The sequence below is a fragment of the Nocardia transvalensis NBRC 15921 genome, assembly GCF_000308875.1.
In the GTDB taxonomy this organism is placed as follows: Bacteria; Actinomycetota; Actinomycetes; order Mycobacteriales; family Mycobacteriaceae; genus Nocardia; species Nocardia transvalensis.
On sequence record NZ_BAGL01000128.1, the window covers coordinates 310,100 to 332,349 of the forward strand.

General features: G+C 72.7%; 23 protein-coding genes. 13 read left to right on the forward strand and 10 right to left on the reverse strand.

The features are described 5' to 3' along the window. Window positions 1-299 precede the first annotated feature (299 nt). Window positions 300-680: a hypothetical protein gene (locus tag ON41_RS38450; protein ID WP_063710026.1), complete on the forward strand. Its 381-nt coding sequence runs from the start codon at window positions 300-302 to the stop codon at window positions 678-680. A gap of 59 nt (window positions 681-739) precedes the next feature. Here ON41_RS38450 and ON41_RS38455 read toward each other — a convergent pair whose 3' ends face one another. From ON41_RS38455 to ON41_RS38465, 3 genes are read right to left on the reverse strand one after another with little or no spacing between them, the layout of a single operon-like run. Beyond that, window positions 740-1,819: a quinone-dependent dihydroorotate dehydrogenase gene (locus ON41_RS38455; protein WP_040754329.1), complete on the reverse strand. Its 1,080-nt coding sequence runs from the start codon at window positions 1,817-1,819 to the stop codon at window positions 740-742. Between the two features lie 5 nt (window positions 1,820-1,824). Further along, on the reverse strand, window positions 1,825-2,088 hold the full coding sequence (locus ON41_RS38460; RefSeq protein WP_040754330.1) for a DUF5703 family protein: 264 nt from the start codon (window positions 2,086-2,088) through the stop codon (window positions 1,825-1,827). Next, window positions 2,085-3,128, reverse strand: coding sequence for a YncE family protein (locus ON41_RS38465; protein WP_051163525.1), 1,044 nt, complete (start codon window positions 3,126-3,128; stop codon window positions 2,085-2,087). The genes ON41_RS38460 and ON41_RS38465 overlap by 4 nt, the downstream gene beginning before the upstream one ends. A gap of 201 nt (window positions 3,129-3,329) precedes the next feature. Between ON41_RS38465 and ON41_RS38470 the strand changes: the two genes are divergently transcribed. The 4 genes from ON41_RS38470 (at window position 3,330) to ON41_RS42440 (ending at window position 6,687) form a co-directional block, all read left to right on the forward strand. Further along, the gene (locus tag ON41_RS38470) at window positions 3,330-3,686 is read left to right on the forward strand and encodes a hypothetical protein (protein ID WP_040754331.1); all 357 of its coding nucleotides are present in this window, start codon (window positions 3,330-3,332) and stop codon (window positions 3,684-3,686) included. 114 nt (window positions 3,687-3,800) lie between these two features. Next, complete coding sequence (locus ON41_RS38475) at window positions 3,801-4,334, forward strand: WKL family lipoprotein (protein ID WP_040754519.1); 534 nt, start codon at window positions 3,801-3,803, stop codon at window positions 4,332-4,334. A gap of 8 nt (window positions 4,335-4,342) precedes the next feature. Next, the gene (locus ON41_RS38480) at window positions 4,343-6,469 is read left to right on the forward strand and encodes an MMPL family transporter (RefSeq protein WP_040754332.1); all 2,127 of its coding nucleotides are present in this window, start codon (window positions 4,343-4,345) and stop codon (window positions 6,467-6,469) included. A 53-nt stretch (window positions 6,470-6,522) separates the two neighbouring features. Next, window positions 6,523-6,687, forward strand: a complete 165-nt coding sequence (locus ON41_RS42440; RefSeq protein WP_085995927.1) for a hypothetical protein — start codon at window positions 6,523-6,525, stop codon at window positions 6,685-6,687. A gap of 106 nt (window positions 6,688-6,793) precedes the next feature. Here the strand turns inward: ON41_RS42440 and ON41_RS38485 are convergent, their stop codons facing one another. From ON41_RS38485 to ON41_RS38500, 4 genes are all read right to left on the reverse strand, one after another. Then, window positions 6,794-7,642, reverse strand: a complete 849-nt coding sequence (locus ON41_RS38485) for a heme ABC transporter ATP-binding protein (RefSeq protein ID WP_040754334.1) — start codon at window positions 7,640-7,642, stop codon at window positions 6,794-6,796. A 97-nt stretch (window positions 7,643-7,739) separates the two neighbouring features. Beyond that, window positions 7,740-8,912: a FecCD family ABC transporter permease gene (locus ON41_RS38490; protein ID WP_083905935.1), complete on the reverse strand. Its 1,173-nt coding sequence runs from the start codon at window positions 8,910-8,912 to the stop codon at window positions 7,740-7,742. Then, entirely contained in the window at window positions 8,909-9,967 is a 1,059-nt protein-coding gene (locus ON41_RS38495; protein WP_051163527.1) for a heme/hemin ABC transporter substrate-binding protein, read from the reverse strand. The genes ON41_RS38490 and ON41_RS38495 overlap by 4 nt, the downstream gene beginning before the upstream one ends. 49 nt (window positions 9,968-10,016) lie before the next feature. Further along, window positions 10,017-10,979: an aldo/keto reductase gene (locus ON41_RS38500; RefSeq protein ID WP_040754335.1), complete on the reverse strand. Its 963-nt coding sequence runs from the start codon at window positions 10,977-10,979 to the stop codon at window positions 10,017-10,019. 233 nt (window positions 10,980-11,212) lie between these two features. Between ON41_RS38500 and ON41_RS38505 the strand changes: the two genes are divergently transcribed. The 7 genes from ON41_RS38505 (at window position 11,213) to ON41_RS38535 (ending at window position 19,879) form a co-directional block, all read left to right on the forward strand. Continuing rightward, window positions 11,213-12,154: an undecaprenyl-diphosphate phosphatase gene (locus ON41_RS38505; protein WP_174411403.1), complete on the forward strand. Its 942-nt coding sequence runs from the start codon at window positions 11,213-11,215 to the stop codon at window positions 12,152-12,154. A gap of 33 nt (window positions 12,155-12,187) precedes the next feature. Then, a complete protein-coding gene (locus ON41_RS38510; protein ID WP_040754336.1) occupies window positions 12,188-12,949 on the forward strand; it encodes a histidine phosphatase family protein in 762 nt (253 codons plus the stop codon). A gap of 24 nt (window positions 12,950-12,973) precedes the next feature. Continuing rightward, entirely contained in the window at window positions 12,974-13,558 is a 585-nt protein-coding gene (locus ON41_RS38515; RefSeq protein ID WP_040754523.1) for a DUF3090 domain-containing protein, read from the forward strand. A gap of 5 nt (window positions 13,559-13,563) precedes the next feature. Continuing rightward, a complete protein-coding gene (locus ON41_RS38520) occupies window positions 13,564-14,424 on the forward strand; it encodes an SCO1664 family protein (protein ID WP_085995936.1) in 861 nt (286 codons plus the stop codon). Between the two features lie 157 nt (window positions 14,425-14,581). Then, window positions 14,582-15,820 (forward strand): cysteine--1-D-myo-inosityl 2-amino-2-deoxy-alpha-D-glucopyranoside ligase, encoded by a 1,239-nt coding sequence (mshC, locus tag ON41_RS38525; RefSeq protein WP_040754338.1) that lies wholly within the window; start codon window positions 14,582-14,584, stop codon window positions 15,818-15,820. Window positions 15,821-16,027: 207 nt separating this feature from the next. Further along, window positions 16,028-18,994, forward strand: coding sequence for a crotonase/enoyl-CoA hydratase family protein (locus tag ON41_RS38530; RefSeq protein WP_246829684.1), 2,967 nt, complete (start codon window positions 16,028-16,030; stop codon window positions 18,992-18,994). A gap of 45 nt (window positions 18,995-19,039) precedes the next feature. Beyond that, window positions 19,040-19,879: a patatin-like phospholipase family protein gene (locus tag ON41_RS38535; protein WP_051163529.1), complete on the forward strand. Its 840-nt coding sequence runs from the start codon at window positions 19,040-19,042 to the stop codon at window positions 19,877-19,879. A 70-nt stretch (window positions 19,880-19,949) separates the two neighbouring features. Here the strand turns inward: ON41_RS38535 and ON41_RS42190 are convergent, their stop codons facing one another. Then, window positions 19,950-20,330, reverse strand: coding sequence for an ester cyclase (locus tag ON41_RS42190; protein WP_051163531.1), 381 nt, complete (start codon window positions 20,328-20,330; stop codon window positions 19,950-19,952). Between the two features lie 90 nt (window positions 20,331-20,420). On the opposite strand from ON41_RS42190, the gene ON41_RS38545 reads away from it, so the two are divergent. Continuing rightward, window positions 20,421-20,981, forward strand: a complete 561-nt coding sequence (locus ON41_RS38545; protein WP_040754341.1) for a TetR/AcrR family transcriptional regulator — start codon at window positions 20,421-20,423, stop codon at window positions 20,979-20,981. Between the two features lie 20 nt (window positions 20,982-21,001). Here the strand turns inward: ON41_RS38545 and ON41_RS38550 are convergent, their stop codons facing one another. Both ON41_RS38550 and ON41_RS38555 read right to left on the reverse strand, forming a co-directional pair. Next, entirely contained in the window at window positions 21,002-21,658 is a 657-nt protein-coding gene (locus ON41_RS38550) for a Pr6Pr family membrane protein (protein WP_040754342.1), read from the reverse strand. Window positions 21,659-21,718: 60 nt separating this feature from the next. After that, a complete protein-coding gene (locus ON41_RS38555) occupies window positions 21,719-22,225 on the reverse strand; it encodes a DUF6069 family protein (protein ID WP_085995928.1) in 507 nt (168 codons plus the stop codon). Window positions 22,226-22,250: the final 25 nt, after the last annotated feature.

Genomic DNA, 22,250 nt, shown 5'->3' on the forward strand with positions numbered 1-22,250 from the left:
GGTTGTGATGGTGGGAGCGATTCTCCTCGAGCGACGGAGCCGTCATCGGCGTCGGATCCGCGGGTTCGGCGGGTGCGATGCCGGCACGGCAGCGACCCGGTCCCGCTAGGCGCCGGACCGGCCGCGCGCGCCCCGGCCCACCAGCCGGACCGCGCCCCCGATCCAGTGCGAACCCGACTGCGCGGACGAACCCGGAATCGTCCGCAATTCTTCGGCTGTCGATGCCGATGGTATGGGTGCCCACCCGGGCCGCCGTGGCGATACTGCGACCGAGGGTGGCGACTCGAGAGGAGAGAGCCGTGACGATCGAGACGACCGACTGGGCGATGATGAGCGACCGGACCCCCGAACACGCCTTTCGCGTCGACGGATTCGGGGCGGCGGTGTGGCGGCTGAGCTGGCTACCCGAGCACCGGCTGACCCACGAGCAGGCCTGGGCCGGTATGGAACTCGACGAACTGCTCAGCGATCCGGCCGCCGTCCACGACGAGTCCGCGCAGCGGCGGGTGTCCGACCACGCCGCGGCCCTGGGTGTGCGCTACGAGCAGGCGGTGATCCTGCTGTCGCGCCGGATGATCGACCGGTTGCGGCGGCACTCCGGCGTGCGGACCCGCCGCGAGGCCGAACCGGTGCTGGCGCTGTCCGCGATGCGCCGCCCGCCGGCGCAGTTCGCCGACTAGCCGCGGATCGGGGTGGTGGCACGGCGTGCGCGATTGCGGCGGATGCACCGCGGCGCGGATCAGGCGCGGGTCTTGTGCGCCGCGCCGACGGCCTCGGTGAGGCTGCGGTAACCCTGTGCGCGCAGCCGCTGCGCCAGCCCGCGGTGGATGCGGCGGGTCCAGAACGCGCCGCCGTAGATGAATCCGGTGTAGCCCTGCAGCAGGGTGGCGCCGGCGAGGACGCGTTCGAAGGCCTGATCGGCGTTCTCGATACCGCCGGCCGAGATCAGCACCAGCTTGTCGCCGACGCGCGCGTAGAGCCGGCGCAGCACCTCGAGGGAGCGTTCGGCGACCGGCGGGCCGGACAGGCCGCCCGCGCCCATCGCGGCGACCTCGGCGGCGGGGGTGGCCAGCCCGTCGCGGCGGATGGTGGTGTTGGTGGCGACGATGCCGGCCAGGCCGAGTTCGACGGCGAGGTCGGCGGCGGCGTCGACGTCCTCGTCGGACAGGTCGGGGGCGATCTTCACCAGCACCGGCACCTGCACGCAGTCCAGGACCGCCCGCAGCAGCGGGCGCAGTGATTCCACGGCCTGCAGATCGCGCAGGCCGGGCGTGTTGGGGGAGCTGACGTTGACGACCACGAAGTCGGCCAGCGGGCCCAGCAGGGTGGCGCTGGTGGCGTAGTCGGCGGCGGCGTGCTCGGCGGGGGTGACCTTCGTCTTGCCGATATTGGCGCCGATGGGCACCCCGCCGGGCCGCCGCGCCCGCAGCCGCTCGGCCGCCGCGGCGGCGCCGTCGTTGTTGAACCCCATGCGGTTGATCAGCGCCCGGTCGGCGGGCAGCCGGAACAGCCGGGGCGCCGGATTGCCCGGCTGCGCCTGTGCGGTGACGGTGCCGATCTCGGCGTACCCGAAACCCAGTGGGCCCCAGGCGTTCACGCCGGTCGCGTCCTTGTCGAACCCGGCCGCCAGGCCCAGCGGCGCGGGGAACTCCACGCCGAAGGCGGTGGTGCGCAGGATCGGGTCGTCGACCACGGTCGCCTTGGCCACCAGCGCGCGCACCAGCGGCAGGCCGGTGACGAACCGCATCGCCGCGAAGGCGAGGCGGTGGATCCGCTCGGGCGGCAGCAGGAACATCAGCCGCAGCAGGAGGGCGTACATACCGGTCACATCCCGGTTTCCGCGACGGGGAAGGTCGTGCGGCGCCGCCGCAGCAGCACGCGCCGGCTGCCGTCGGTGTAGGCGCGCACCCGCGACAGCTCCCAGCCGCCGAATTCGGCCTGGATGGCCAGCCGCATCGAGGCGGTCACGCGCGTGACCTCGGGTGGTAGTCGTAACGGGACGTATTCGTACTCCCCGTCGTCGGCGGCCTCCTCCCACTCGACGGGGATCGACCTGCGCTGGGAACGGTGCGCCGAGGCCCGAGTCATCGTTGCCCTCTCTTCCTCTCGTCCGCGCCGATCCGCTGCAGACCGTCGCCGGTCGCGGATCCCACGAACATGTCGCCGGTGCGTTCGTCGATGGTCACCGAGTTCGGCTGGCGCACCGTCGCGAAGCGACCCACTTCCTCCGGTATACCCGTCGACAGGTCGAAACCGGCCACTTCGTTGCTCGCGGTCAGCGTCACCCACACGGTCTCGGACCGCTGATCGTAGGCGAGCGCGTAGGGCGAAGAGCCTACCGGGAACCGCTGACGCAGGACGAGCGGATCGGCCGTGTACACCAGCAGCGCGCCGCCGGCGGTGTCGGTGACCAGCAGCCGCCCGACGTGGTCGGCGACGAGGTTCGTGGCGCCGGTGCCCGCCCGCAGCGCCAGTCCGGGCTTGTCGCGGCCCAGATCGAGCTGGGTGAGGCTGGTCTGCGCGAGATCCAGCGCGGCGACCGCGTCGCCGGTGGCGGCGAGCGCGTCGACCGCGGACAGGCCGGAGACCGTGGCGCGGGTCTGCCCGTCGGGCGCGAGGATCCGCACCCGGCCGCCGTCCAGCCCGACCGCGACCGTCCCGTCCGGACGCCGGGCGACCGCGCGCGCATCGCCGTCGACCGGGGTGACGCGCAACGCGCCGGTGACGGCGTCGACGGCGATCAGCTGCCGGCCCGCGGCGGCGAGGATCTGCCCGGGCGCGCCCGCGGCGACGGCGGCCGCGGGCGCGGGCAGGGTGACCGTGGTGGCGGGTTGCCCGCCGGGGCCGAGCAGCTGCAACCGCGTCCGGTCGGCGTCGAGCAGCGCGACCGCGCCGCTGTCCGGTGCGGTCACCAGCGCGGCGACGGGACCGGCGGGGGTGACGGTTCCGGCGGGGGCCGTGACCGGGGCGGGCGCGACGGCGGCGGAGGCGGGCGCGGCGGCCGGCGGCGCGCCGGTGTCGCCGTCGCCGGACGACGAGCAGCCCGCGGCCAAGGCCACGGTGGCGGCGAGCGCCACCGGCCACACCCGCCACAGTCCACCGGCCGACCGGTTCCCGCGACCGCCCATGCCCCGAACTCCTCACTGCCCCGACTGCCGTCTGCTACTCACGCGTTGCGCTTCATCTGACCATGATCGCGGACTGGGCCGGCGCACCGGGGTCTTTCCTGCGCTTCGCGATTCGATGACACGACATCGGCGAGCGCGCCGAGGTGTCGGGCCGGAGAGTTACGGTGGACGGTGAACAGCCGCCGACTCAGGGAGACCGGGTTGAAAACAGGCAATCCGTCCGGATTCGTCGTCGAGGACATTACCGTCGGTCCGTTCGCGCACGGATTCGGCGCCACCGGCGACGGGCGCTCGTTCGCCTTCCGCACCGTGGGCGCCACCCTCACCCTCGAGATCTACCGCGCCGACCTCGACACCGCGGTGCCCGGACCGGAGGACGTGGTCGCGCTCGCCGAGGCCCGCGTCACCGATATCGACCCCGGCGACGAGCGCAGCGTCACCGCCCTGGTGCGCGACCTGATCGCCGCCGCGGCGCCGGTCCCCGCCGCCGCCGACCGCGACGCCACCACCGTGCGCGCCCTGCTCGGCCGGCTCGGCGCGGTCATCGACGGCCGGTAAACCGCTGGGCGCCAACCACTTCCGGCGACACGTCCTGGATATGCGGTGATCAGCGCGGCGCATGACAGACTGTAGGAGAACTACCGGTAACTTCGACGACGGGTGAGGATGCAGATGGCACTGCGACGAACGGCCGCGATGGCGCTGCCGCTGGTGGCGCTGGCCGTGCTGGCGAGCGCGTGCGGCGGGAGCCCGGACGAGGATTCGGTCGCCGCGGCGCGCTCCTCGGCGTACGCCGCGCTCAGCTCCTCCTCGCAGGCCGCCGCGACCAGCCGCGCCAACCGGCCGCCGCTGCCCACCGCCGCCGAACTCGACGCGCAGATCAAGCGCGCCCTGGATCCGTCGCTGCCCGACAGCGACCGCACCGCCCTGATCGAGGACGGTGCGGCGTTCAAGGACGCGATCCCGGACATGTACCGGGCCATGCAGGACAATCCGCACGCCGTCTACGGGGTCACCGACCCGGTGTTCGACAACCGCGACGGCACCCTGACCGCCACCATGCGCCTGGACAAGGACGGGTCGGGCACCAACGTGCGCACCACCATCGTGCATTTCGTCGACAAGGACGGCATGTGGAAGATCTCCCGCACCGATCTGTGCGGGATCCTGCGCTCGGCCGATTACAAGTCCGCCGCCTGCGGCTGAATTCTCGTATGGTGGAACAGTTTTCGCTGCGGTGGGGCCGGTTCGTCCACCGCCACCGGTATGTCGTGCTGGTCGTGTTCCTGGCGCTGGTGGCCCTGTCGGGGTTCTTCGGCCGCGATCTCGGTGACCGGCTGACGCAGGGCGGCTGGTTCGACGAGAGCAGCGAGTCGGTCGTCGCGTCCAAACTGGCCGATCAGACGTTCGGGCGCGACCGCGACGCCGACGTCATCGTCCTCTACACCGCGCCCGCCGGTCACACGGTCGACGACCCCGCGGTGCGCGAACCGGTGACCACGGCGCTGGCGGCACTGCGGGCGAAATATCCCGAGCAGGTCCAGAAGATCGACAGCTATTTCGACGGCCCGATGATGGGCCAGTTCGCCGACGCCTCCCGCACCCACGCCTTCGCCAGCATCGGATTGCGCGGCGAGGACACCGAATCGGTGACGAACTACCTCGCGGTGAAGGACGACCTGGGCGCGGGCCGCCCCGGCGGCGGGCCGGGCGGCACGACCGTGGAACTGGCCGGGCTGCAACCGGTGGTCGAGGGCATCAACATCGGGATGCAGCACGATATCCACCGCGCCGAGCTGATCGCGCTGCCGATCGTGGCGGTGCTGCTGTTCTTCGTGTTCGGCGGCGTGGTGGGGGCGCTGCTGCCGGTGCTGATCGGCGGGATGACGGTGCTGGGCAGCCAGGGCATGATGCGGCTGCTCACCGACCACATCGAGGTCAACGTCTTCGCCAGCGCCGTGGTGACGCTGGTCAGCCTCGGCCTGGCGATCGACTACGGACTGTTCGCGGTGACCCGGTTCCGGGAGGAACTGGCCGCCGGCCGCAGCGTGGAGGACGCCACCGCGCGCACGGTCGCCACCGCGGGCCGCACGGTACTGTTCTCGGCGGCGATCATCGCGGTGAGTATCGGGGCGCTGTTCATCTATCCGAACGGGGTGCTGCGCTCGGTGCCCTACGGCGGCATCAGCTCGGTGCTGCTGGCCGCGCTGCTGTCGGTGACCGCGCTGCCCGCGGCGCTGAGCATCGTGGGACGGCGCATCGACCTGTTCAGCTGGCGGCAGATCGCCGGCCACGACGCGCACGACGCGCTGTCGGAGGCGGAACGCGCGGCGCGGGTCGAGGAGGGGCAGCGGTTCTTCTCGCGGCTGGCGCTGTTCGCGATGCGCCGCCCGGTGCGGGTGATCGTGCCGGTGGTGCTGGGCCTGCTGATACTGCTGATCCCGTTCCGCGACATCGCCTTCGGCGGGCTGAGCGAACGCTACCTGGCCGCCGACGCCCCCGCGCGGGTGGCGCAGGAACGGTTCGACGCCCTGTTCCCCGGCTTCCGCACCGAACCGCTGAAACTGGTCGTGGTCGGCGCCGACCCGCAGCAGCTGTCCGACATCCGGTTCCAGGCCAATTTCGCGCCGGGCCTGACCGGGCCGTTCGAGGCGTCGGCGCCGACGACCGGCGGGATCAACGTGCTGTCCACCGGGCTGGTCGACGAGGACGACGCGGACGCCGCCATCGCGACCCTGCGCGCGATCGACCACCCGCCCGGCGTGCGGGTCATGGTGGCGGGCGTGCCGGCGCTGGAACGCGACGCCATCACCGGGCTGATCCGCGGGCTGCCGCTGCTGGCCGCGATCCTGGTGCTCGCCGCGCTCGCGCTGATGTACGTGGCGTTCCGGTCGCTGGTGCTGGCGGTGAAGGCGGTGGTGATGAGCGCTTTGAGTCTCGGCGCCACCCTCGGGGTGCTGACCTGGATCTTCGTCGAGGGTCACGGGGCGGGGCTGTTCCATTTCACGCCGGGGCCGCTGATGTTCGCGGTGCTGGTGCTGATCGTGACGGTGCTGTTCGGGCTGTCCACCGACTACGAGGTGTTCCTGCAGTCCCGGATGGCCGAGGCGCGGGCGAACGGCGCGCCGCCGGTGGAGGCGATCCGCTACGGCATCGCCCACACCGGCGGGGTGATCACCTCGGCGGCCGCGATCCTCATCGTCGTCACGGGCGCGTTCGGATTCTCGGATCTGGTGCTGATGAAGTACATCGCCTACGGCATGATCGCGGCACTGATCCTGGACGCCACCGTGATTCGCCTGCTGCTGACCCCCGCGGTGCTGAAACTGGTGTGGCGGTGAGGTTGTGCGTGGCGCTTGCAACCGGAGCATGGGGCTCCGTTAACCTGGGGGACGTGACCAACGACGGGGATACGCAGCAGACGACGAGCCACGGCAAACATGCGGCACCAGAGGGCGCCGGCGTACATCCGCTGATCGATCTGAACCGGGATCCCAACCCCGGTGTCCCAGATCATGCCCGCCCTGACGAGGACGACGAGGACCAGACGGGTCGATAGTCCCTCGAAAAACGCCGTCAGACACCCTTTTTCAGTATCGATACCGCGCCGGGCGGGGCAGTCGCTGCCCCGCCCGCCGTGCTGTCCGGGTGTGTCCAGCTACCGTTCAGCCGCGGATCGGCAGGACGAGCTGGGCGCCGGTGCGGGGGTGGTCGAAGACCTCGACCGGGTGGCGGTAGACGCGCGAGAGCAGGTCGGTGGTGAGGATGTCGCGGGGTGGCCCGGCGGCGGCGAGCCGGCCGGATTCCAGGACGGCGACGCGGTCGGCGTAGGCGGCGGCGATACCGAGGTCGTGCAGCACGACCACCACGGCCGCGCCGTCGCGCGCGCGGTCGCGGGCCAGGCGCAGCACCTCCTCCTGGTGGCCGAGGTCCAGGGCCGCGGTGGGTTCGTCCAGCAGCAGCGTCGCGGTGTCCTGGGCCAGGACGCGGGCGAGGGCGACGCGCGCGCGTTCACCGCCGGACAGGGCCGGAAAGGTCCGTGCCGCAAGGTGTTCGGTGTCGGTGACGGCCAGGGCGGCGGCGATCGCGGCGGCGTCACCGTCCTCGCGGCCGGTGCGCGCCCACGGGGTGCGGCCCATGGCGACGACCTCGCGGGCGGTGAACGGGAAGCCGACGGTGTGAGTCTGCGGCAGCACGGCCCGGCGGCGCGCCATGTCCACCGGCGCCCAGTGCGTGATCGGCCGCCCGTCGAGTTCGACGGTCCCGGTGGCGAGGTCGAGTTCCCCCGACAGCGCCCCCAGCAGCGTCGACTTCCCGGCCCCGTTGGGTCCCACGAGCGCCAGGATCTCCCCGGCGACGACGTCGAGGTCGACGTGATCGAGGACCCGGCGTCCGGTCCCGCGGTCCACGCTCACCCGCCGGGCCCGCAGGGTGACGTCCCCGGCCTCCGGGGGCCGCGGAATCCCGTGGGAGCGCGCGAGAACCCGCGTCAGCCCGTGCACGACCCGGCTCATCGCATCCCCTCCTCACTCGCTGCGCGGCCCGCCGACGCCGCCCGCCCGGCGCGGCCGGACGTCGTGTGGCACGTCGCGATACCGTGCGCCCGGGTGTTCATGCCCAGCCTCCCGCGCGGGCGCGGGTGCGGCGCAGCAGCCAGAAGAAGAACGGTCCGCCGACCAGGGAGGTGAGCATGCCCAGCGGCAGGTCGGCATTCGTGACCAGGGTGCGGGCCCCCACATCGGCGGCGAGCAGCACGACCGCGCCGACGATCGCCGACAGCGGGATGAGCACCCGGTGGGCGGGCCCGACGAGCATGCGCACCAGATGCGGCACGATCAGGCCGACGAACAGGATGATGCCGGTGAACGCGACCCCGGCGGTGGCGAGGATCGCGACGACCACGATCACGTTGCGCCGCAGCCGTTCCACGTCCACGCCCAGGTGCCGGGCCGCGGCCTCGCCGAGCGCCAGCAGATCCAGCCGCGCCGCCATCACCACCGCGGCGGCGAGCCCGAGCGCGGTCAGCGGCGCGACCACCGCCACCGCCTGCCAGGTCGCGCCGTTGAGGCTGCCCAGCTGCCAGAACACGATCTGATCGCGCGCGGCGGGGCTCGCGGTGAACAGCAGAAACGCCATCAGCCCACCCGCGAACGCGTTGACCGCGACACCGGTGAGCACCAGCGTGACCGTCTCGGTGCGCCCGCCCGAGCGCGACAGCAGATACACCAGCAGCGTCGTCGCGAGCCCGGCCACGAACGCGCCCCCGGCCACCGACCACGCCGCGGCGAACGCCCCGCCGACGACGATGACGACTCCCGCCCCGACCGCGGCCCCGGCCGAGACGCCGATGACGCCCGGTTCGGCGAGCGGATTGGCGAACACGCCCTGCAACAACGCACCCGCTGTCGCGAGCGCCGCGCCGACCAGAATCGCGAGCACGACGCGCGGGAACCGCACCTGCCACAGCGTCACGTCCCCGGCGGGATGTTTCGGCATCGGCCCCCAGTCCAGCCCGATCCGGTGCAGCACGCTGCCGAGCACCTCCATCGGCGTCGTCGGCACCTGCCCCACCGCCGCGGAGTACAGCGCCAGCACCACCAGCAGCACGACCGCCGCCACGAAGACGATCGAGATCTTCGACCACCGCCGCGAGCCCGCCTGCTGCGCCGCCGCCGCGCCGCCGCCCGAATTCCCGCCGGGGGTCGTGTCCGAGTCCTGTTCCTGCACAGCAGGTTCCGCGGGGTCGGGTGGTGAATCCGCGTGCGGGGGGTGCGGGTCGGTCATGCGGTGGGGCCGTAGATGGCCCGGGTGAGGGCGGCGAGGACGCGGCCGGTGTTGGGGCCGAAGCTGAGGATGGCGGCGTCGGACATGTCGATGACGCGTTTGTTGCGGCCGGCGGGGGTCTGGGCGATGCCGGGGACCTTCTCGAGGCCCTCGATGCCGCCGATGGATTTCAGGCCGTCGGTCATCACGAGGAAGACGTCCGGCGAGGCGCTGATCATGCCCTCGCTGGTGATGGGGGTGAACTGTTCCTTCAGCCCGGCGGCCGTGCCCGCGTCGGTGCCGCCGAGCGCGCCGATCAGCGCGTCGGCGCCGGAGCCGGGCCCGGCCATCATGGTGATGGCGGTGCTGCGCAGGTACAGGAACGCCATCTTCTGCTTGGGGTCCTGCGGGGGCACCGCGGCGGTGGCGGCGGCGATCTCGTCGGTGGTGCGCTGCGCGAGTTTCTTCCCCTGCTCGGGCACGCCGAGTGCGGCGGCGACCGCCTCGATCTGCGGCCCGGTGCCCTCGAGGCTGCGCTGCGGATCGAAGTAGACGACCGTGATACCGAGCGCCTTCAGCTGGTCGCGCATGGCGGGGGTGGCGCTGACGGTGTCGGTGAGGAAGACCGTGGGCCGTTGCGCCGCAACGGCTTCCACATTGATGCTGCCGTTGCCGCCGGCGACGTTGGGCACCTGCTGCACGGCGGGGAACGCCGCGGAGGTGGAGCGCCCGACCAGATTCCCGCCGAGCCCGAGCGCCCACACGATCTGCGTGAGGGTGCCCGTGCGGTCGACCGCGATGATCCGGCTCGCGTCGGAGACGGTGACGTCGGCGCCGTCGAAGGACCGCACGGTCGCCGGCAGCGCGGGCGCGGGCGGGGGACCGATCGGCGCGGGGTCGAGATCGGTGAGGGTCGCCGTCGCCGGTCCCTGCCCGGCGCCGCCGGCCCCGGTGGTGGACGGCCCGCAGGCGGTGACGCCGGCGACCAGTGCCGCCGCGAGCACGGCCAGCAGGATCCGGGCCGCCGGCCGGCGGGACGCGGTGCGGGCCGATCGGACACGGTCGAGGCTGCTCATGTAGGCAAGCCTAAGAGGTGCCGGCGCCCGGAGGCGATCGGGCCGCCGCTCACCCGCCGCTCACGTCGTCGAGGGCGGCGGCGATGGCGCGCGGCAGTTCCAGGGTCTCGGCGGCGAGAATGCCGGTGAGCTGCCCGATATCGCGGGCCCCGGCGATCATGCTGGCGACGCCGGGCCGGTCGCGGATCCAGGCCAGCGCCACGGCCAGCGGCGAGGTGCCCAGCCCGTCGGCGGCGGTCAGCAGCGCGTCCACGACCCGGGCGGCGTGATCGTCGAGGCGGTCGCGGATCTCCTCGGCGGTCCGCTCGTCGGCGCCGCGGGAATCGGCCGGGACGCCGTCGCGGTACTTGCCGGTGAGGATGCCCCCGGCCAGCGGCGACGCCGCGATCAACCCGACACCGTGATGTGCGGCGGCGGGCACGACGTCCCGTTCCACGCCGCGGCCCAGCAGCGAGTAGGAGCCCTGGGCGGCGGTGATGGGCGCCGCGGAGGCGAGCGTGGCGAGCTGCCAGGCGTTGTGCCCGCGCACGCCCGCGTACCGGACGCGGCCCGAGCGCACCGCGTATTCGACGGTGGCGGCGATCTCGTCGAGCGGGGTGCGCGGATCCCACGCCGCGACGCTCCACAGGTCCAGGTAGTCGGTGCCGAGATCGGCGAGGGTGCGGTCGAGCTGGCGCATGAGGGTGCGCCGGGAGGCGTCGACGCTCCAGTGGATCTCGGCCGCGGGCGCACCGTCCGGATCGGTCACCCCCGGCACGGCCGACAGTCCCGCGCACCCGGAGATCACCAGGTCGTCGCGCGGGACGAGTTCGCCGATCAGCGTGCCGAGGACCCGTTGCGCGGAGCCGCCGTGATAGGCGGGCGAGGTGTCGACCAGCGTGCCGCCGGCCTCCACGAACGCCACCAGCTGCACACCGGCCTCGTCGTCGTCGGTCTCCTTGCCCCAGGTGTGGGTGGCCAGTCCCATCCGGGAGACCCGTAAGCCGCTGCGCCCCACCGCCCGCTGTTCCATCACCGTGCCCGTACTTCCGTCACAGGCAAAGAGCCTAGGGCCCCAATCGCTTCGAGTCCGGCAGCGACCCGTCCCACCTCCGGAACGCCGCGAGCTGCGCAGGTCGGCGGCCCGTGCGCGGTGCGGGGGCCGCCGGGTGGGCCCTCTGGCCCGGTGGCGGGTAGGGTCGCTGCCGGACTCGGCCGGGCCCGATCACGCCCGGCCACAGCGGATTCGGCAATTGTGGAGGTGGCGTGGGCGCGTCGATGACGTGGGTACAGGCGCTGATACTCGGCGCGGTGCAGGGACTGACGGAGTTCCTGCCGATCTCGTCGTCGGCGCATCTGCGGATCGTGTCGGGGGTGTTCTTCGGCGACGACGCGGGCGCGTCGTTCACCGCGGTGACCCAGCTGGGCACCGAGGCGGCGGTGCTGGTCTATTTCGCCAAGGACATCTGGCGCATCCTGGTCGCCTGGTTCACCACCGTGTACCTGCGGCTGGCGTCGCGGTCGGCGCCGCGGGTGCCGGTCAGCGAGCAGGTCACCACCCAGCTGCCGGTGTACACCGGCGACGGGCCGCCGCCGCTGGACCCGGAGTCCCAGCGCGAGCTGGACTACCGCATCGGCTGGTACGTGATCATCGCCACCATCCCGATCGGGGTGCTGGGGCTGGTGTTCAAGGACGCGATCCGCACCGGCGCCCGCAACCTGTGGCTGATCTCGACGATGCTGATCGTGTTCGCGCTGGTGATCGCCGCGGCGGAGTACTACGGCCGCAAACTCCGCCCGATCGAGCAGCTGACCACCCGCGACGGCCTGATCATGGGTTTCGCGCAGTGCCTGGCGCTGATCCCGGGCGTGTCGCGGTCGGGGGCGACGTCGTCGGCGGGCCTGTTCATCGGGCTGACGCGCGAGGCGGCGGTGCGGTTCTCGTTCCTGCTGGCGATTCCGGCGGTGCTGGCGTCGGGCCTGTTCAGCCTGCCCGACGCGTTCGAACCGGCCGGCGAGGGACTCAACGCGTCGGGACCGCAGCTGCTGGTGGCGACGATCCTGTCGTTCGTCCTCGGCTACGCGTCGGTGGCGTGGCTGCTGCAGTTCGTGACCCGGCACTCGCTGAACTGGTTCGTCGGCTACCGCATCGTGCTGGGACTGGTGATGCTGGGCCTGCTCGCCGGGGGCGTGGTGTCGGCGACATGAAGCGTCCCTCCCTCCCACCACTAGGCTGATTACATGACGGTGATCCTGCTGCGGCACGGGGTGTCCACCTCGAATATCGCGGCGACTCTGGCGGGCCGCAGTCCGGGTGTCGATCTGACCGACCGCGGCCGCGAGCAGGCCCTGGGCGTGGCGCAACGGCTGGCGGCCCTGCCGATCGAGCACATCGTGCATTCGCCGCTGGAGCGGTGCGCGCGCACGGTGGCGCCGCTGGCGGAGAAACTGGGCGTGACCCCGGTGCCCGAACCGCGGCTGCTCGAGGTCGACTACGGCGAGTGGACGGGCCGCAAACTCGCCGAACTGGTGCACGAGCCGCTGTGGAAGGTGGTGCAGCGGCACGCCTCCGGCGCGGTGTTCCCCGGCGGGGAGGGCCTGGCGCAGGTGCAGTATCGTGCCGTGGCCGCCGTTCGCGAGCACGACCGCGCCTTCGCCGAGCAACACGGGCGCGACGTGCTGTGGGTGGCGTGCACGCACGGCGATGTGATCAAGGCCCTGCTGGCCGACGCGTTCGGGATCCACCTGGACGGCTTCCAGCGCATCGTGGCCGAGCCCGCATCGATCGGCGTGGTGCGGTACACGCCGGCCGGCCCGTCGGTGTGGCGGGTAAACGACACCGGCACCGATCTGTCGGCGCTGGCGGCAATCGTTGAGCAACGATCGGGTGAGCGGGCGGGACCGGTACCCGGCGGCGAGGTCGGTCCTGTCGGCGCGACAGGCACGGCCGCGGCGAGTACGGATAATGGGAATGCGGGACACCCCGATTCTCGTAGTGAGTAATGCAGTCGGTTTCAGGAGGTGCTGATGGCCCGAGCAATCCATGTGTTTCGCACCCCCGATCGTTTCGTGGCCGGGACCGTCGGGGAGCCAGGTGATCGCTCCTTCTATCTGCAGGCCGTGGAGGAGCCCCGGGTGGTGAGCGTGCTGCTGGAGAAGCAGCAGGTGAAGGTGCTCGCCGATCGGATGGGGCTGCTGCTGGACGAGGTGGCGCGCAGATTCGGCGCGGAGGTCCCGCCGCAGGCGGACGAGGTCAGCGACGTCGACCCGCTGCAGATGCCGCTGGACGCGGAGTTCCGGGTCGGGACAATGGGTTTGGGCTGGGACGCCGACGCCGGTGCGGTGGTGGTCGAGTTGCTGGCGATCACCGAGACCGAGGTCGACGAGTCGGTGGTGCTCGACGACACCGAGGAGGGCCCGGACGCGGTCCGCGTCTTCCTCACGCCGTCCCAGGCGCGGGAATTCGCGTTGCGGTCGACGAAGGTGATCGCCGCGGGCCGCCCGCCGTGCCCGCTGTGCGGTGAGCCGTTGTCGACCAAGGGCCACATGTGCGTGCGCACCAACGGGTACAAGCGCGGCGACATCTTCGGCGCGGCCGACCTGGAGGAATGACCCGGATGGCGACCGACGGCGGCTCCGGCGATCCGTTCCACACCGGTGAACTGTCGGTGCTGGGCAGGGTGAGTATCGCCAGCAACCTCACCCTGGTCTGCGAGATCGGCGCCGACGGGCAGGTCCGCACCGACGGCCGGACCGCGGCCGAGCAGTTCACGGCAGTCGACGCATCGTTGCGCGTGGTGTACAAACCGGTGCGCGGGGAGCGGCCGCTGTGGGATTTCCCCGACGGCACCCTCGCCGGGCGCGAGGTAGCGTCCTACCGGGTGTCGCAGTCGCTGGGCTGGGGGGTGATCCCGGAGACGATTCTGCGGGAGGGCCCGCTCGGGCCGGGGATGGTGCAGCGGTGGGTGGAGTCGGTGGATTCCGCCGCCACGGGCTCGCAGCGGCTGGATCTGGTGGATCTGGTGCCGATCGGCGCGGTGCCCGACGGGTTCCGGGAGGTGCTGCGCGCGGTCGACGGCACCGGCTCGGAGGTGTCGCTGGTGCACGCCGACGATCCGCGGCTGCGGCGCATGGCGGTGCTGGACGTGCTGCTGAACAACGCCGACCGCAAGGGCGGGCATGCGCTCGAGGGCGTCGACGGCGCGGTGTACGGCGTCGATCACGGTATCTGCCTGCACGCCGAGCCGAAGTTGCGCACGGTGCTGTGGGGGTGGGCGGGGGAGCCGATCGAGGACGAGCTGCTGGCCGATATCGGCGCGTTCGTCAAGGCGCTGCCCGGCGCGCTGGGCGACGAGCTGGCCGATCATCTGACCGACGCGGAGATCGAGGCGCTGGGCGCGCGCGGCCGGCGGTTGCTGGATCATCCGGTGATGCCGCTGCCCGAGGGCGCGCGGCCGATCCCGTGGCCCGCGTTCTGAGCGGCGACGCGCCGATTCCGCGCTGCGTCATTGCAACCGTTGACTTTCGGCAGTGGCTGCGTCGACGCAGGTCGTGCCGGGTCGGCGGGGGTGTCGCAGACCACGGGTGAGCGGGGGCGGCGGCCGGTGGCGGCGCTGCGGGCTCTACTCTCGAATCATGCAGTCCTGGTCCGATATCGCCGTTCCCGCCGTCCCCGGATCCGGACCGCCGTTGCGGTTGTTCGACACCGCCGACCGGGCAGTGCGCCCGGTCACGCCGGGCGCGACGGCCACCATGTACGTCTGCGGGATCACGCCCTACGACGCCACCCACCTCGGGCACGCCGCCACCTATCTGACGTTCGATCTGGTCAACCGGGTGCTGCGCGATAGCGGGCATCGGGTGCACTACGTGCAGAACGTGACCGATGTGGACGATCCGCTGTTCGAGCGCGCCGACCGCGACGGCGTGGACTGGCGGGATCTGGGCAGCCGCGAGATCGAGCTGTTCCGGGAGGATATGGCGGCGTTGCGGGTGGTGCCGCCGCGCGACTACATCGGCGCGGTGGAATCCATCGGCGAGGTGGTCGAGCTGGTGGACAAGCTGCTGGCCTCCGGCGCGGCGTACGTGGTCGACGACGCGGAGTATCCCGACATCTACTTCCGGCACGACGCGACCGATCAGTTCGGCTACGAGTCGGGGTACGACCGCGAGACGATGGATCGGCTGTTCGCCGAGCGCGGCGGCGATCCGCAGCGTCCGGGCAAGCGTGATCCGATCGACGCACTGCTGTGGCGGATGGCGCGGCCGGGTGAGCCGTCGTGGCCGGCGCCGTTCGGGGCGGGCCGTCCGGGCTGGCACATCGAGTGCGCGGCGATCGCGCTGAACCGCATCGGCCCGGAGTTCGACATCCAGGGCGGCGGCAGCGATCTGATGTACCCGCATCACGAATACTCCGCGGCCCATGCCGAGGCCCTGGTGGCGGGGCGGCGTTTCGCGCGGCACTACGTGCACGCCGGGCTGATCGCGCTGGACGGGGAGAAGATGTCCAAGTCGCGCGGCAATCTCGTGTTCGTCTCGAAGCTGCGCCGCTCGGGCGTGGATCCGGCGGCGATCCGCCTGGGCCTGTTCGCGGGCCACTACCGCCAGGACCGGGAGTGGAACGACGAGGTCTTCGCGGAGGCCCTCGCCCGCCTGGAGCTGTGGCGCGCGGCCGCGGCCCTCCCGTCCGGCCCGGCCGCGCAGGACACCGTCGCCCGCCTGCGCCAGCATGTGGCCGACGACCTCGACACCCCGAAAGCCCTCGCCGCCGTCGACAACTGGGCCCGCCAGGCCCGCGACTATGGCGGCCCCGACCCCGCGGCCCCCGGCCTCGTCGCCGACGCGGTCGACGCCCTCCTGGGGATCCGCCTCTGATCCGGTCGTATCGCGGCACGCTCTCGGCACGCCGACGTACTACAGGCCATTCCGGCATACGCACGTCGGCTTTCCCGGCATGCTTTCGCACTTCGGCTTTTCCCGGCATGCTTTTGGCCGGGATCCTCGAGCCGCCACACCCCCACACTTTGACTCGGCGAGATAATTGGTCATTAATGGTCTCAGGCTCGACGAGGAGGTTGGACGGTGGCACCTGTGCCTGGGCGCGATCGGATTCGTGCGGTACGCAAGCAGATCCGGGCCGGTGGCGCCCTGCTCGGCGCGGTGCGCCGGGATCCGCGCATCGCCCGGGACCTGATCGCGGGACTGTCCGGCCGCGCGACCGCCGCCCCGGCCGCGCCCGCTCCGGACGAGGACCGGCTGGCCCCGGCCGGGCTGTCCGAATTCACCCGGACCGCCCACGCGAGCCAGGACATCCCCGCGTCACGCGAGACGGTGATCGCGTACCTGTCGGATCTGGACCGGCTCGGTGAATGGTTCAACCTGCACACCGGGTGGCGCGGCGGCGCGCCCGGGCCGATCCGCGAGGGCCTGACGTTCACCCAGCAGGCGCTGGTGATGGGGTTGCCCGCCGATATCCGGTGGACGGTCGCCGCGGCCGGCCCCGCCGGGTTCGAGCTGCGCGGCGAGGCGCCGCAGCACGTGCGGATCGGGTACTGGATCACCGTCGCGGGCACCGGCTCCCGCGCCACCGTCCATTTCGACGCGGGCGTGGCGGGCCCGCCGATCGAGGGACCGCTGGGCGCGTCGGTGGCCCGCAGCCTCGGCGAGGCGATGGACGAATCCCTGGCCCGGCTGCCCGGCGCGGTCGCCGCGGCCGGTCCCGTGCGGGCGCGTGTGGCCCGGGAACCGGTGCGCCACACCGCCTCCGGCGTCGACCTGGACCCGAACACACCCGTGCTGGTGGGTGTCGGGCAGGTCGTGCAGCGCACCCCGGATCCCGCCTACGGCGATCCGGCGGGCCTGGCGGTGGACGCGCTGCGCCGCGCCGCGGCCGATACCGGCGCCGGGGAGTCGCTGCTGCGCGACGCGGGCGCGGTGTTCGCGGTGGCGTGCGCGTCGTGGCAGTACCGCGATCTCGGCGCGGTGGTGGCCGAGCGGGTGGGCGCGGCGGGCGTGGATACGGTGCAGTCCAGCACGTTCGGCGGTGACGGCGGGCAGCTGGTGATCAACGAGGCGGCCGCCGCGGTGGCCGCGGGCGACTACGAGATCGTGCTGGTCACCGGCGCGGAGGCCGGGGCGACGCAGGCCGCGGCGCAGCGGGCCGGGGCCGAGTTGTCGTGGCCGGTGCAGGGTTCCGGCGTCGCGCCCACCCGCACGGTCGGCATCGACAAGGCCGCCAACAACGACGCCGAGACCACCGCGGGCCTGATCGCGCCGATCAACATGTACGCGCTGCTGGAGTCCGCGAACCGCCACCGCCTCGGCCGCACCCCCGCCGCGCACGCGAAGGCCGTCGCCGAACTCTGGTCGCGCCTGTCGGCCGTCGCGGCGGGCAACGAATACGCGTGGCAGCCACAGGAATTCGGGGCCGACGAGATCGCGACCGCGTCCGCGGACAACCGGATGGTGTCCACGCCCTACACCAAACTCGAATGCGCGAACCTGACCGTGGACATGGCCAGCGGCATCATCGTGTGCTCCGCCGCCGCGGCGCAGGCGGCGGGCATCCCGCAGGACAAGTGGGTGTTCATCCACGCGGGCGCCTCCGGGCACGACGAATGGTTCACCAGCGAGCGCGCGGAACTGGCGGCGTCGCCGGCGATCCGGGCGCTGGGCGCGGCGGCCCTGGACCACGCCGGGATCGGCATCGACGCGGTCACGCACGCGGATCTGTACGCGTGCTTCCCGGTGGCGGTGCAGATCGCCGCCCGCGAGCTGGGCCTGCCGCTCGACGATCCGGCGCGCACCCCGTCGGTGACCGGCGGGCTCACCTTCGGCGGCGGCCCCGGCAACAACTACGGCGGGCACGCGGTGGCGTCGCTGGTCACCAGGCTGCGCGCGGAGCCGGAGTCCTACGGCCTGTCGACCTCGCTGGGCTGGTACGTGACCAAACACGCGCTGGGCGTGTACTCGGCGCGCCCGCCGCGCACCGCCTACCGGCACCTGCGCCCGATCATCGACAGCCCGCCCGCCCGGCCCGCCCGCAGCGGCCACGAGGGTCCCGCGGTGATCGAGGCCTACACCGTGCCGTTCACCCGCGACGGGCAGCGGGAGCCCGCGGTGGTGAGCCTGATCGCGCCCGACGGCGGCCGGGTCCTGCTGCGCACCGACCAGGCCGATCTCGTCGAGGAACTGCTCGACGGCGATCTGCTGGGCCTGCCGGTGACGGTCACCGGCGGCCGGATCCACCTCGAGGGCCGCGACCGGACCGAGCTACCGCCGCCGCCCGCCCCGCCGGTGCTGGTGGAGCGCCGCGGCCCGGTCACGATCATCACCGTGAACCGCCCCGAGGTGCGCAACGCCATCAACCTCGCGGCCGCCCTCGGTATCGAACGCGCCCTGGACGCCTTCGACGCCGATCCCGCCGCGCAGGTCGCGATCCTCACCGGCGCGGGCGGATACTTCAGCGCCGGAATGGATCTCAAGGCCGCCGCCCGCGGCGAGCTGCCGATGACCGAGCACCGCGGACCGCTCGGCATCACGGCGACACCGCCCCGCAAACCGCTCATCGCCGCGGTGGAGGGCCCGGCGCTGGCGGGCGGCTGCGAGCTGGCGCTGTCGGCGGATCTGGTGGTCGCCGCGACGGATTCGACGTTCGGCATCCCGGAGGTCAAACGCGGGCTGGTCGCGGTCGGCGGCGGCGTGCTGCGGCTGGCGCAGCGCCTGCCCCGCGCGATCGCCCTGGAGCTGGCGCTGACCGGCGACCCGATCACCGCGGCCCGCGCCGCGGAACTGGGCCTGGTCAACCGGCTCGCCGACCCCGGTCAGGCCCTCGCGGGAGCGCTGGAGCTGGCGCAGCGCGTCGCGGTGAACGCGCCGCTGAGTATCGCGGCGAGTAAACGCATCGTCGACGAGTCGCCGGAGTGGCCGGCGGAGACGGCGTTCGCGCGCCAAGGCGAGGTGGCCGGTGCGGCGCTGTCGTCGGAGGACGCCGCCGAGGGTGTGCTGGCGTTCGCCCAGAAACGCCCGCCGGTGTGGAAGGGCCGCTGACCCGCGCGCCCGTCCCCGGTCACGCCGCTTCGGTAGGGTGAGGGCATGGTTTCCCCGGTGTCGCCCAACGGTTTCCGCTCCGCGCTCGTGCTGGGCGGCGGCGGGCCGGTCGGCATCTCGTGGATGGCGGGGCTAGCGGTCGGGCTGCGCGAACAGGGCGTCGATCTGGGCCGCGCGGACCGGTTCGTCGGCACCTCGGCGGGCGCGGTGGTGGGCGCGGTCCTCGCCGGTGACGGCGATATCGCCCGCCTGCTGAACCCGCCACGCCGCGGCGCGGCGCCGGTGCGCGCGGATCTGGGGCGGGTGTCGGAGATCTTCGGGATCCTCGCCGCCCAGGGCCCCGACCCGCGCCCGGCGCGCCGGCGGGTGGGGGAGCTGGCGCTGGCCGCGGGGGCCGGTGATCCGGCCGACCACGTGGAGCGGATGCTCGCGCTGGTGGGCCAGTCGCAGTGGCCGCCCGGCGATCTGCTGATCACCTCGATCGATATCGGCACGGGCGACCTGCGAGTGTGGACGCGTACGGGCGCGGCGTCGCTGCCGCAGGCCTTGGCGGCGAGCACCGCGGTGCCGGGCGTGTTCCCGCCGATCCCGATCGACGGCGGCACCTACATCGACGGCGGCATCCGCTCGGCGATCAACGCCGATCTGGCGTCGGGCGCGGACCTGGTGGTGATCGTCGAACCGCTGGCCCACATGTTCCCCCGCACCGCCACCGACGGCGAACTGGGCGCGGCCACCGTCGTCTCCCTCGCCCCCGACGCCGAGGCCGTCGCCGCCTTCGGCCCGGACGTCTTCGACCCCGCCGTCCTCGTCCCCGCCTACCAGGCCGGCGTCCGCCAATCCGTCACCGCCGCAACGGTTTTGACCGACGTCTGGCCCGCCTGACCGAACACACCCGCTGCCTGACGGGCGGCCCTCGTGACAGGCGGCTGAGCGGTACCGCGGTCGTGCCGGGTCAGTCCCCGTTCCGCAGCGGCGCGGCGTAGGCCCAATGCTCGACGAGCAGGCCGTCGACGACGCGGACCATGTCGATGCCGCCGGTCACGAAGGGCTTGCCGGTAGGCGCGGCGCCGAAGATGTCGCCGGTATGGGTACCCCGGATGGTGTACCGGTGGGCGACCCATTCGCCGTTCTCCACGCTGTGCTCGGTGATCACCTCCATGTCGGGGCACGCCGCGCGCGTCTGTTCCCATTTACGCCGCCAGTCCTCGCGGGTGACCCGCTCGCCCTGGTCCAGCGACTCCGGGGCGATGAGCCGCAAGCTGGTCTCGATGTCTGCGTTGCGGCCGGCGATCAGGGCTTGCACCACGGCTGCCGGCGATTCGGTGTCGGTCACGGTCGTCCTCTCCTGAAACGGGGAGTGTTCCCCGTTTGATGTGCCGACGATACGGGGAGCAATCCCCGGTTGGCAAGTACTCTGTGCCCCATGACTTCTCCTCCGCTCCGCCGGGCCGACGCGCAGCGCAATCGCGAGCGTCTGCTGTCCGCCGCCGCGGCCGTCCTCGACGAACGAGGCGTGCACGCGTCGCTGGACGACATCGCCAAGGCCGCCGGGGTCGGCAACGCCACGCTGTACCGCCACTTCTCGTCGCGGGAGAAGCTCGTCGAGGCCGTCTACGACCAGCGGATCCGGACGCTGTGCGACAGCGCGGGCCACCTGGGGGCCGCGCGAGAGCCCGGTGCGGCGCTGGTCGCCTGGCTACGGGAGATGGTCGTCCACATCACCGAGAGCCGGGTCCTGGGCGAGGCGGTCACGGCCGGCTACGAGGGGGATATCGAGCCGCCGCAGGTCGCCGCCTGGCACCGCGCGATCTACCAGGCCGCGGCGCCGCTGGTCGCCGCGGCACAGGAAGCCGGCACGATCCGCCGCGACCTCGGCACGATGGAGTTGCTGGCCCTCACCACGGCCGTGGCCCGAGCCGGCGACCCGTCGCAGGCCGTCCACTTCTTCGAGGTGTTACTGGACGGCGTCGTACCCCGCGAATAACCGGCCCTGGCCCCGGCGCGTCATTCGGCGGGAGCGGGCGCAGGTTCGCGGCGGCGATGGTGCAGGCGGGTGGCCGCGCGGTCGGCGGCGACGACGAGCGCGGCGAGGACGACGAATTCGACTGTGAGATCGGCGATTCCGGCGAGCACGCGGTCGTAGCCGCCGGTGGGGTCGAGGAAGGGGTAGGGGTAGCGGTGGGGGAAATCGGGGAACAGCGCCCCGCGCGCCAGCACCACGGCCGCGTAGCAGACGGGGAAGGACAGCCACAGCGGGATGTCGCGCCAGCGGGAGGCGTTGCGCGGGCCGAGCGTCAGCCAGTCGGCGATCACCAGCAGCGGTGTGAGGTAGTGCAGCAGGAACTTCGACCAGTCGTTGAGCAGGCCGGGACCGGAGACCAGGCCCGGGAGCGGGTTGGCGCCGTGTTCGAGCACGAGATGCGCGACCAGTCCGGTGATCGTCATGTACAGCACGATCGCGCCCCGTAGCCGGGGCGCGGGCGCGTCGGTGGTGGCGCGCCGCGACATCCAGTACACCGCGCCGAGGTAGTAGGCGAGTGCGGCGACGTTGCTCTGGACGGTGAAGTACACCAGCGAACTGTCCCCGGTGACCAGTCCCGACCATGCCGACAGCGCGATCAGCCCGCGCCACGCGAGCGCGGCCCGGATCCGCACCTGCATCACACCTCCGTCACCGGTCGACCCTCGTACAACGCTAGGCGATCGGCGCGGGCGCCGGTGTCAGCGGGTGGGGCCCTCGATGGAGGCGCGGGCGGCGGAACCGAGGACGGTGGCCAGGGCGAACCCCGCGACGAGATTGATGGCGGCGGTGGCGAACTGGGCGGCGTGGTCGGCGGTGAGGGTGAACGGCAGCAGCACCGCCACGGCCGTGCACAGGGAGACGATCCAGGTGAACAGGGTCAGCGGATTCGGCATGAACAGCAGCAGCACGGTCAGCAGCGCGGTGGCCAGCAACGCCACCAGCGCCCCGCCGAGCGCGTAGCCGGTGGTGCTCGCGTTGCCGTAGGTGCCGTCGCCCTCGGGCGCCAGCAGTCCGTAGCCGAGCACCCCGCGCACCAGCAGCACCCCGACGACGATCACCAGCGCCACCACGATCGCGGCGCCGACACCGCCGGCCCAGAGTCTGGCGAAGCTGACCCGCGGCCCGCGGGGGACCTGCTGCCCGTAGTGCGGATCGGGTCGCTGCGAGGAGTAGTAGTCGCGACCCTGCTGGTTGTAGTCGCTCATAGTCCGACGGTACTCCAGCCGTGCC

What these genes read in the sequence shown, in the direction of transcription:
- ON41_RS38455 (WP_040754329.1), bottom strand. Translation starts at nt 1,819, where the DNA reads ATGTACGCCCTCCTGCTGCGGCTGATGTTCCTGCTGCCGCCCGAGCGG.
- ON41_RS38460 (WP_040754330.1), bottom strand. Translation starts at nt 2,088, where the DNA reads ATGACTCGGGCCTCGGCGCACCGTTCCCAGCGCAGGTCGATCCCCGTC.
- ON41_RS38465 (WP_051163525.1), bottom strand. Translation starts at nt 3,128, where the DNA reads ATGGGCGGTCGCGGGAACCGGTCGGCCGGTGGACTGTGGCGGGTGTGG.
- ON41_RS38475 (WP_040754519.1), top strand. Translation starts at nt 3,801, where the DNA reads ATGGCACTGCGACGAACGGCCGCGATGGCGCTGCCGCTGGTGGCGCTG.
- ON41_RS38480 (WP_040754332.1), top strand. Translation starts at nt 4,343, where the DNA reads ATGGTGGAACAGTTTTCGCTGCGGTGGGGCCGGTTCGTCCACCGCCAC.
- ON41_RS38485 (WP_040754334.1), bottom strand. Translation starts at nt 7,642, where the DNA reads ATGAGCCGGGTCGTGCACGGGCTGACGCGGGTTCTCGCGCGCTCCCAC.
- ON41_RS38490 (WP_083905935.1), bottom strand. Translation starts at nt 8,912, where the DNA reads ATGACCGACCCGCACCCCCCGCACGCGGATTCACCACCCGACCCCGCG.
- ON41_RS38495 (WP_051163527.1), bottom strand. Translation starts at nt 9,967, where the DNA reads ATGAGCAGCCTCGACCGTGTCCGATCGGCCCGCACCGCGTCCCGCCGG.
- ON41_RS38500 (WP_040754335.1), bottom strand. Translation starts at nt 10,979, where the DNA reads ATGGAACAGCGGGCGGTGGGGCGCAGCGGCTTACGGGTCTCCCGGATG.
- ON41_RS38510 (WP_040754336.1), top strand. Translation starts at nt 12,188, where the DNA reads ATGACGGTGATCCTGCTGCGGCACGGGGTGTCCACCTCGAATATCGCG.
- ON41_RS38515 (WP_040754523.1), top strand. Translation starts at nt 12,974, where the DNA reads ATGGCCCGAGCAATCCATGTGTTTCGCACCCCCGATCGTTTCGTGGCC.
- ON41_RS38520 (WP_085995936.1), top strand. Translation starts at nt 13,564, where the DNA reads ATGGCGACCGACGGCGGCTCCGGCGATCCGTTCCACACCGGTGAACTG.
- mshC (WP_040754338.1), top strand. Translation starts at nt 14,582, where the DNA reads ATGCAGTCCTGGTCCGATATCGCCGTTCCCGCCGTCCCCGGATCCGGA.
- ON41_RS38535 (WP_051163529.1), top strand. Translation starts at nt 19,040, where the DNA reads ATGGTTTCCCCGGTGTCGCCCAACGGTTTCCGCTCCGCGCTCGTGCTG.
- ON41_RS38545 (WP_040754341.1), top strand. Translation starts at nt 20,421, where the DNA reads ATGACTTCTCCTCCGCTCCGCCGGGCCGACGCGCAGCGCAATCGCGAG.
- ON41_RS38550 (WP_040754342.1), bottom strand. Translation starts at nt 21,658, where the DNA reads ATGCAGGTGCGGATCCGGGCCGCGCTCGCGTGGCGCGGGCTGATCGCG.
- ON41_RS38555 (WP_085995928.1), bottom strand. Translation starts at nt 22,225, where the DNA reads ATGAGCGACTACAACCAGCAGGGTCGCGACTACTACTCCTCGCAGCGA.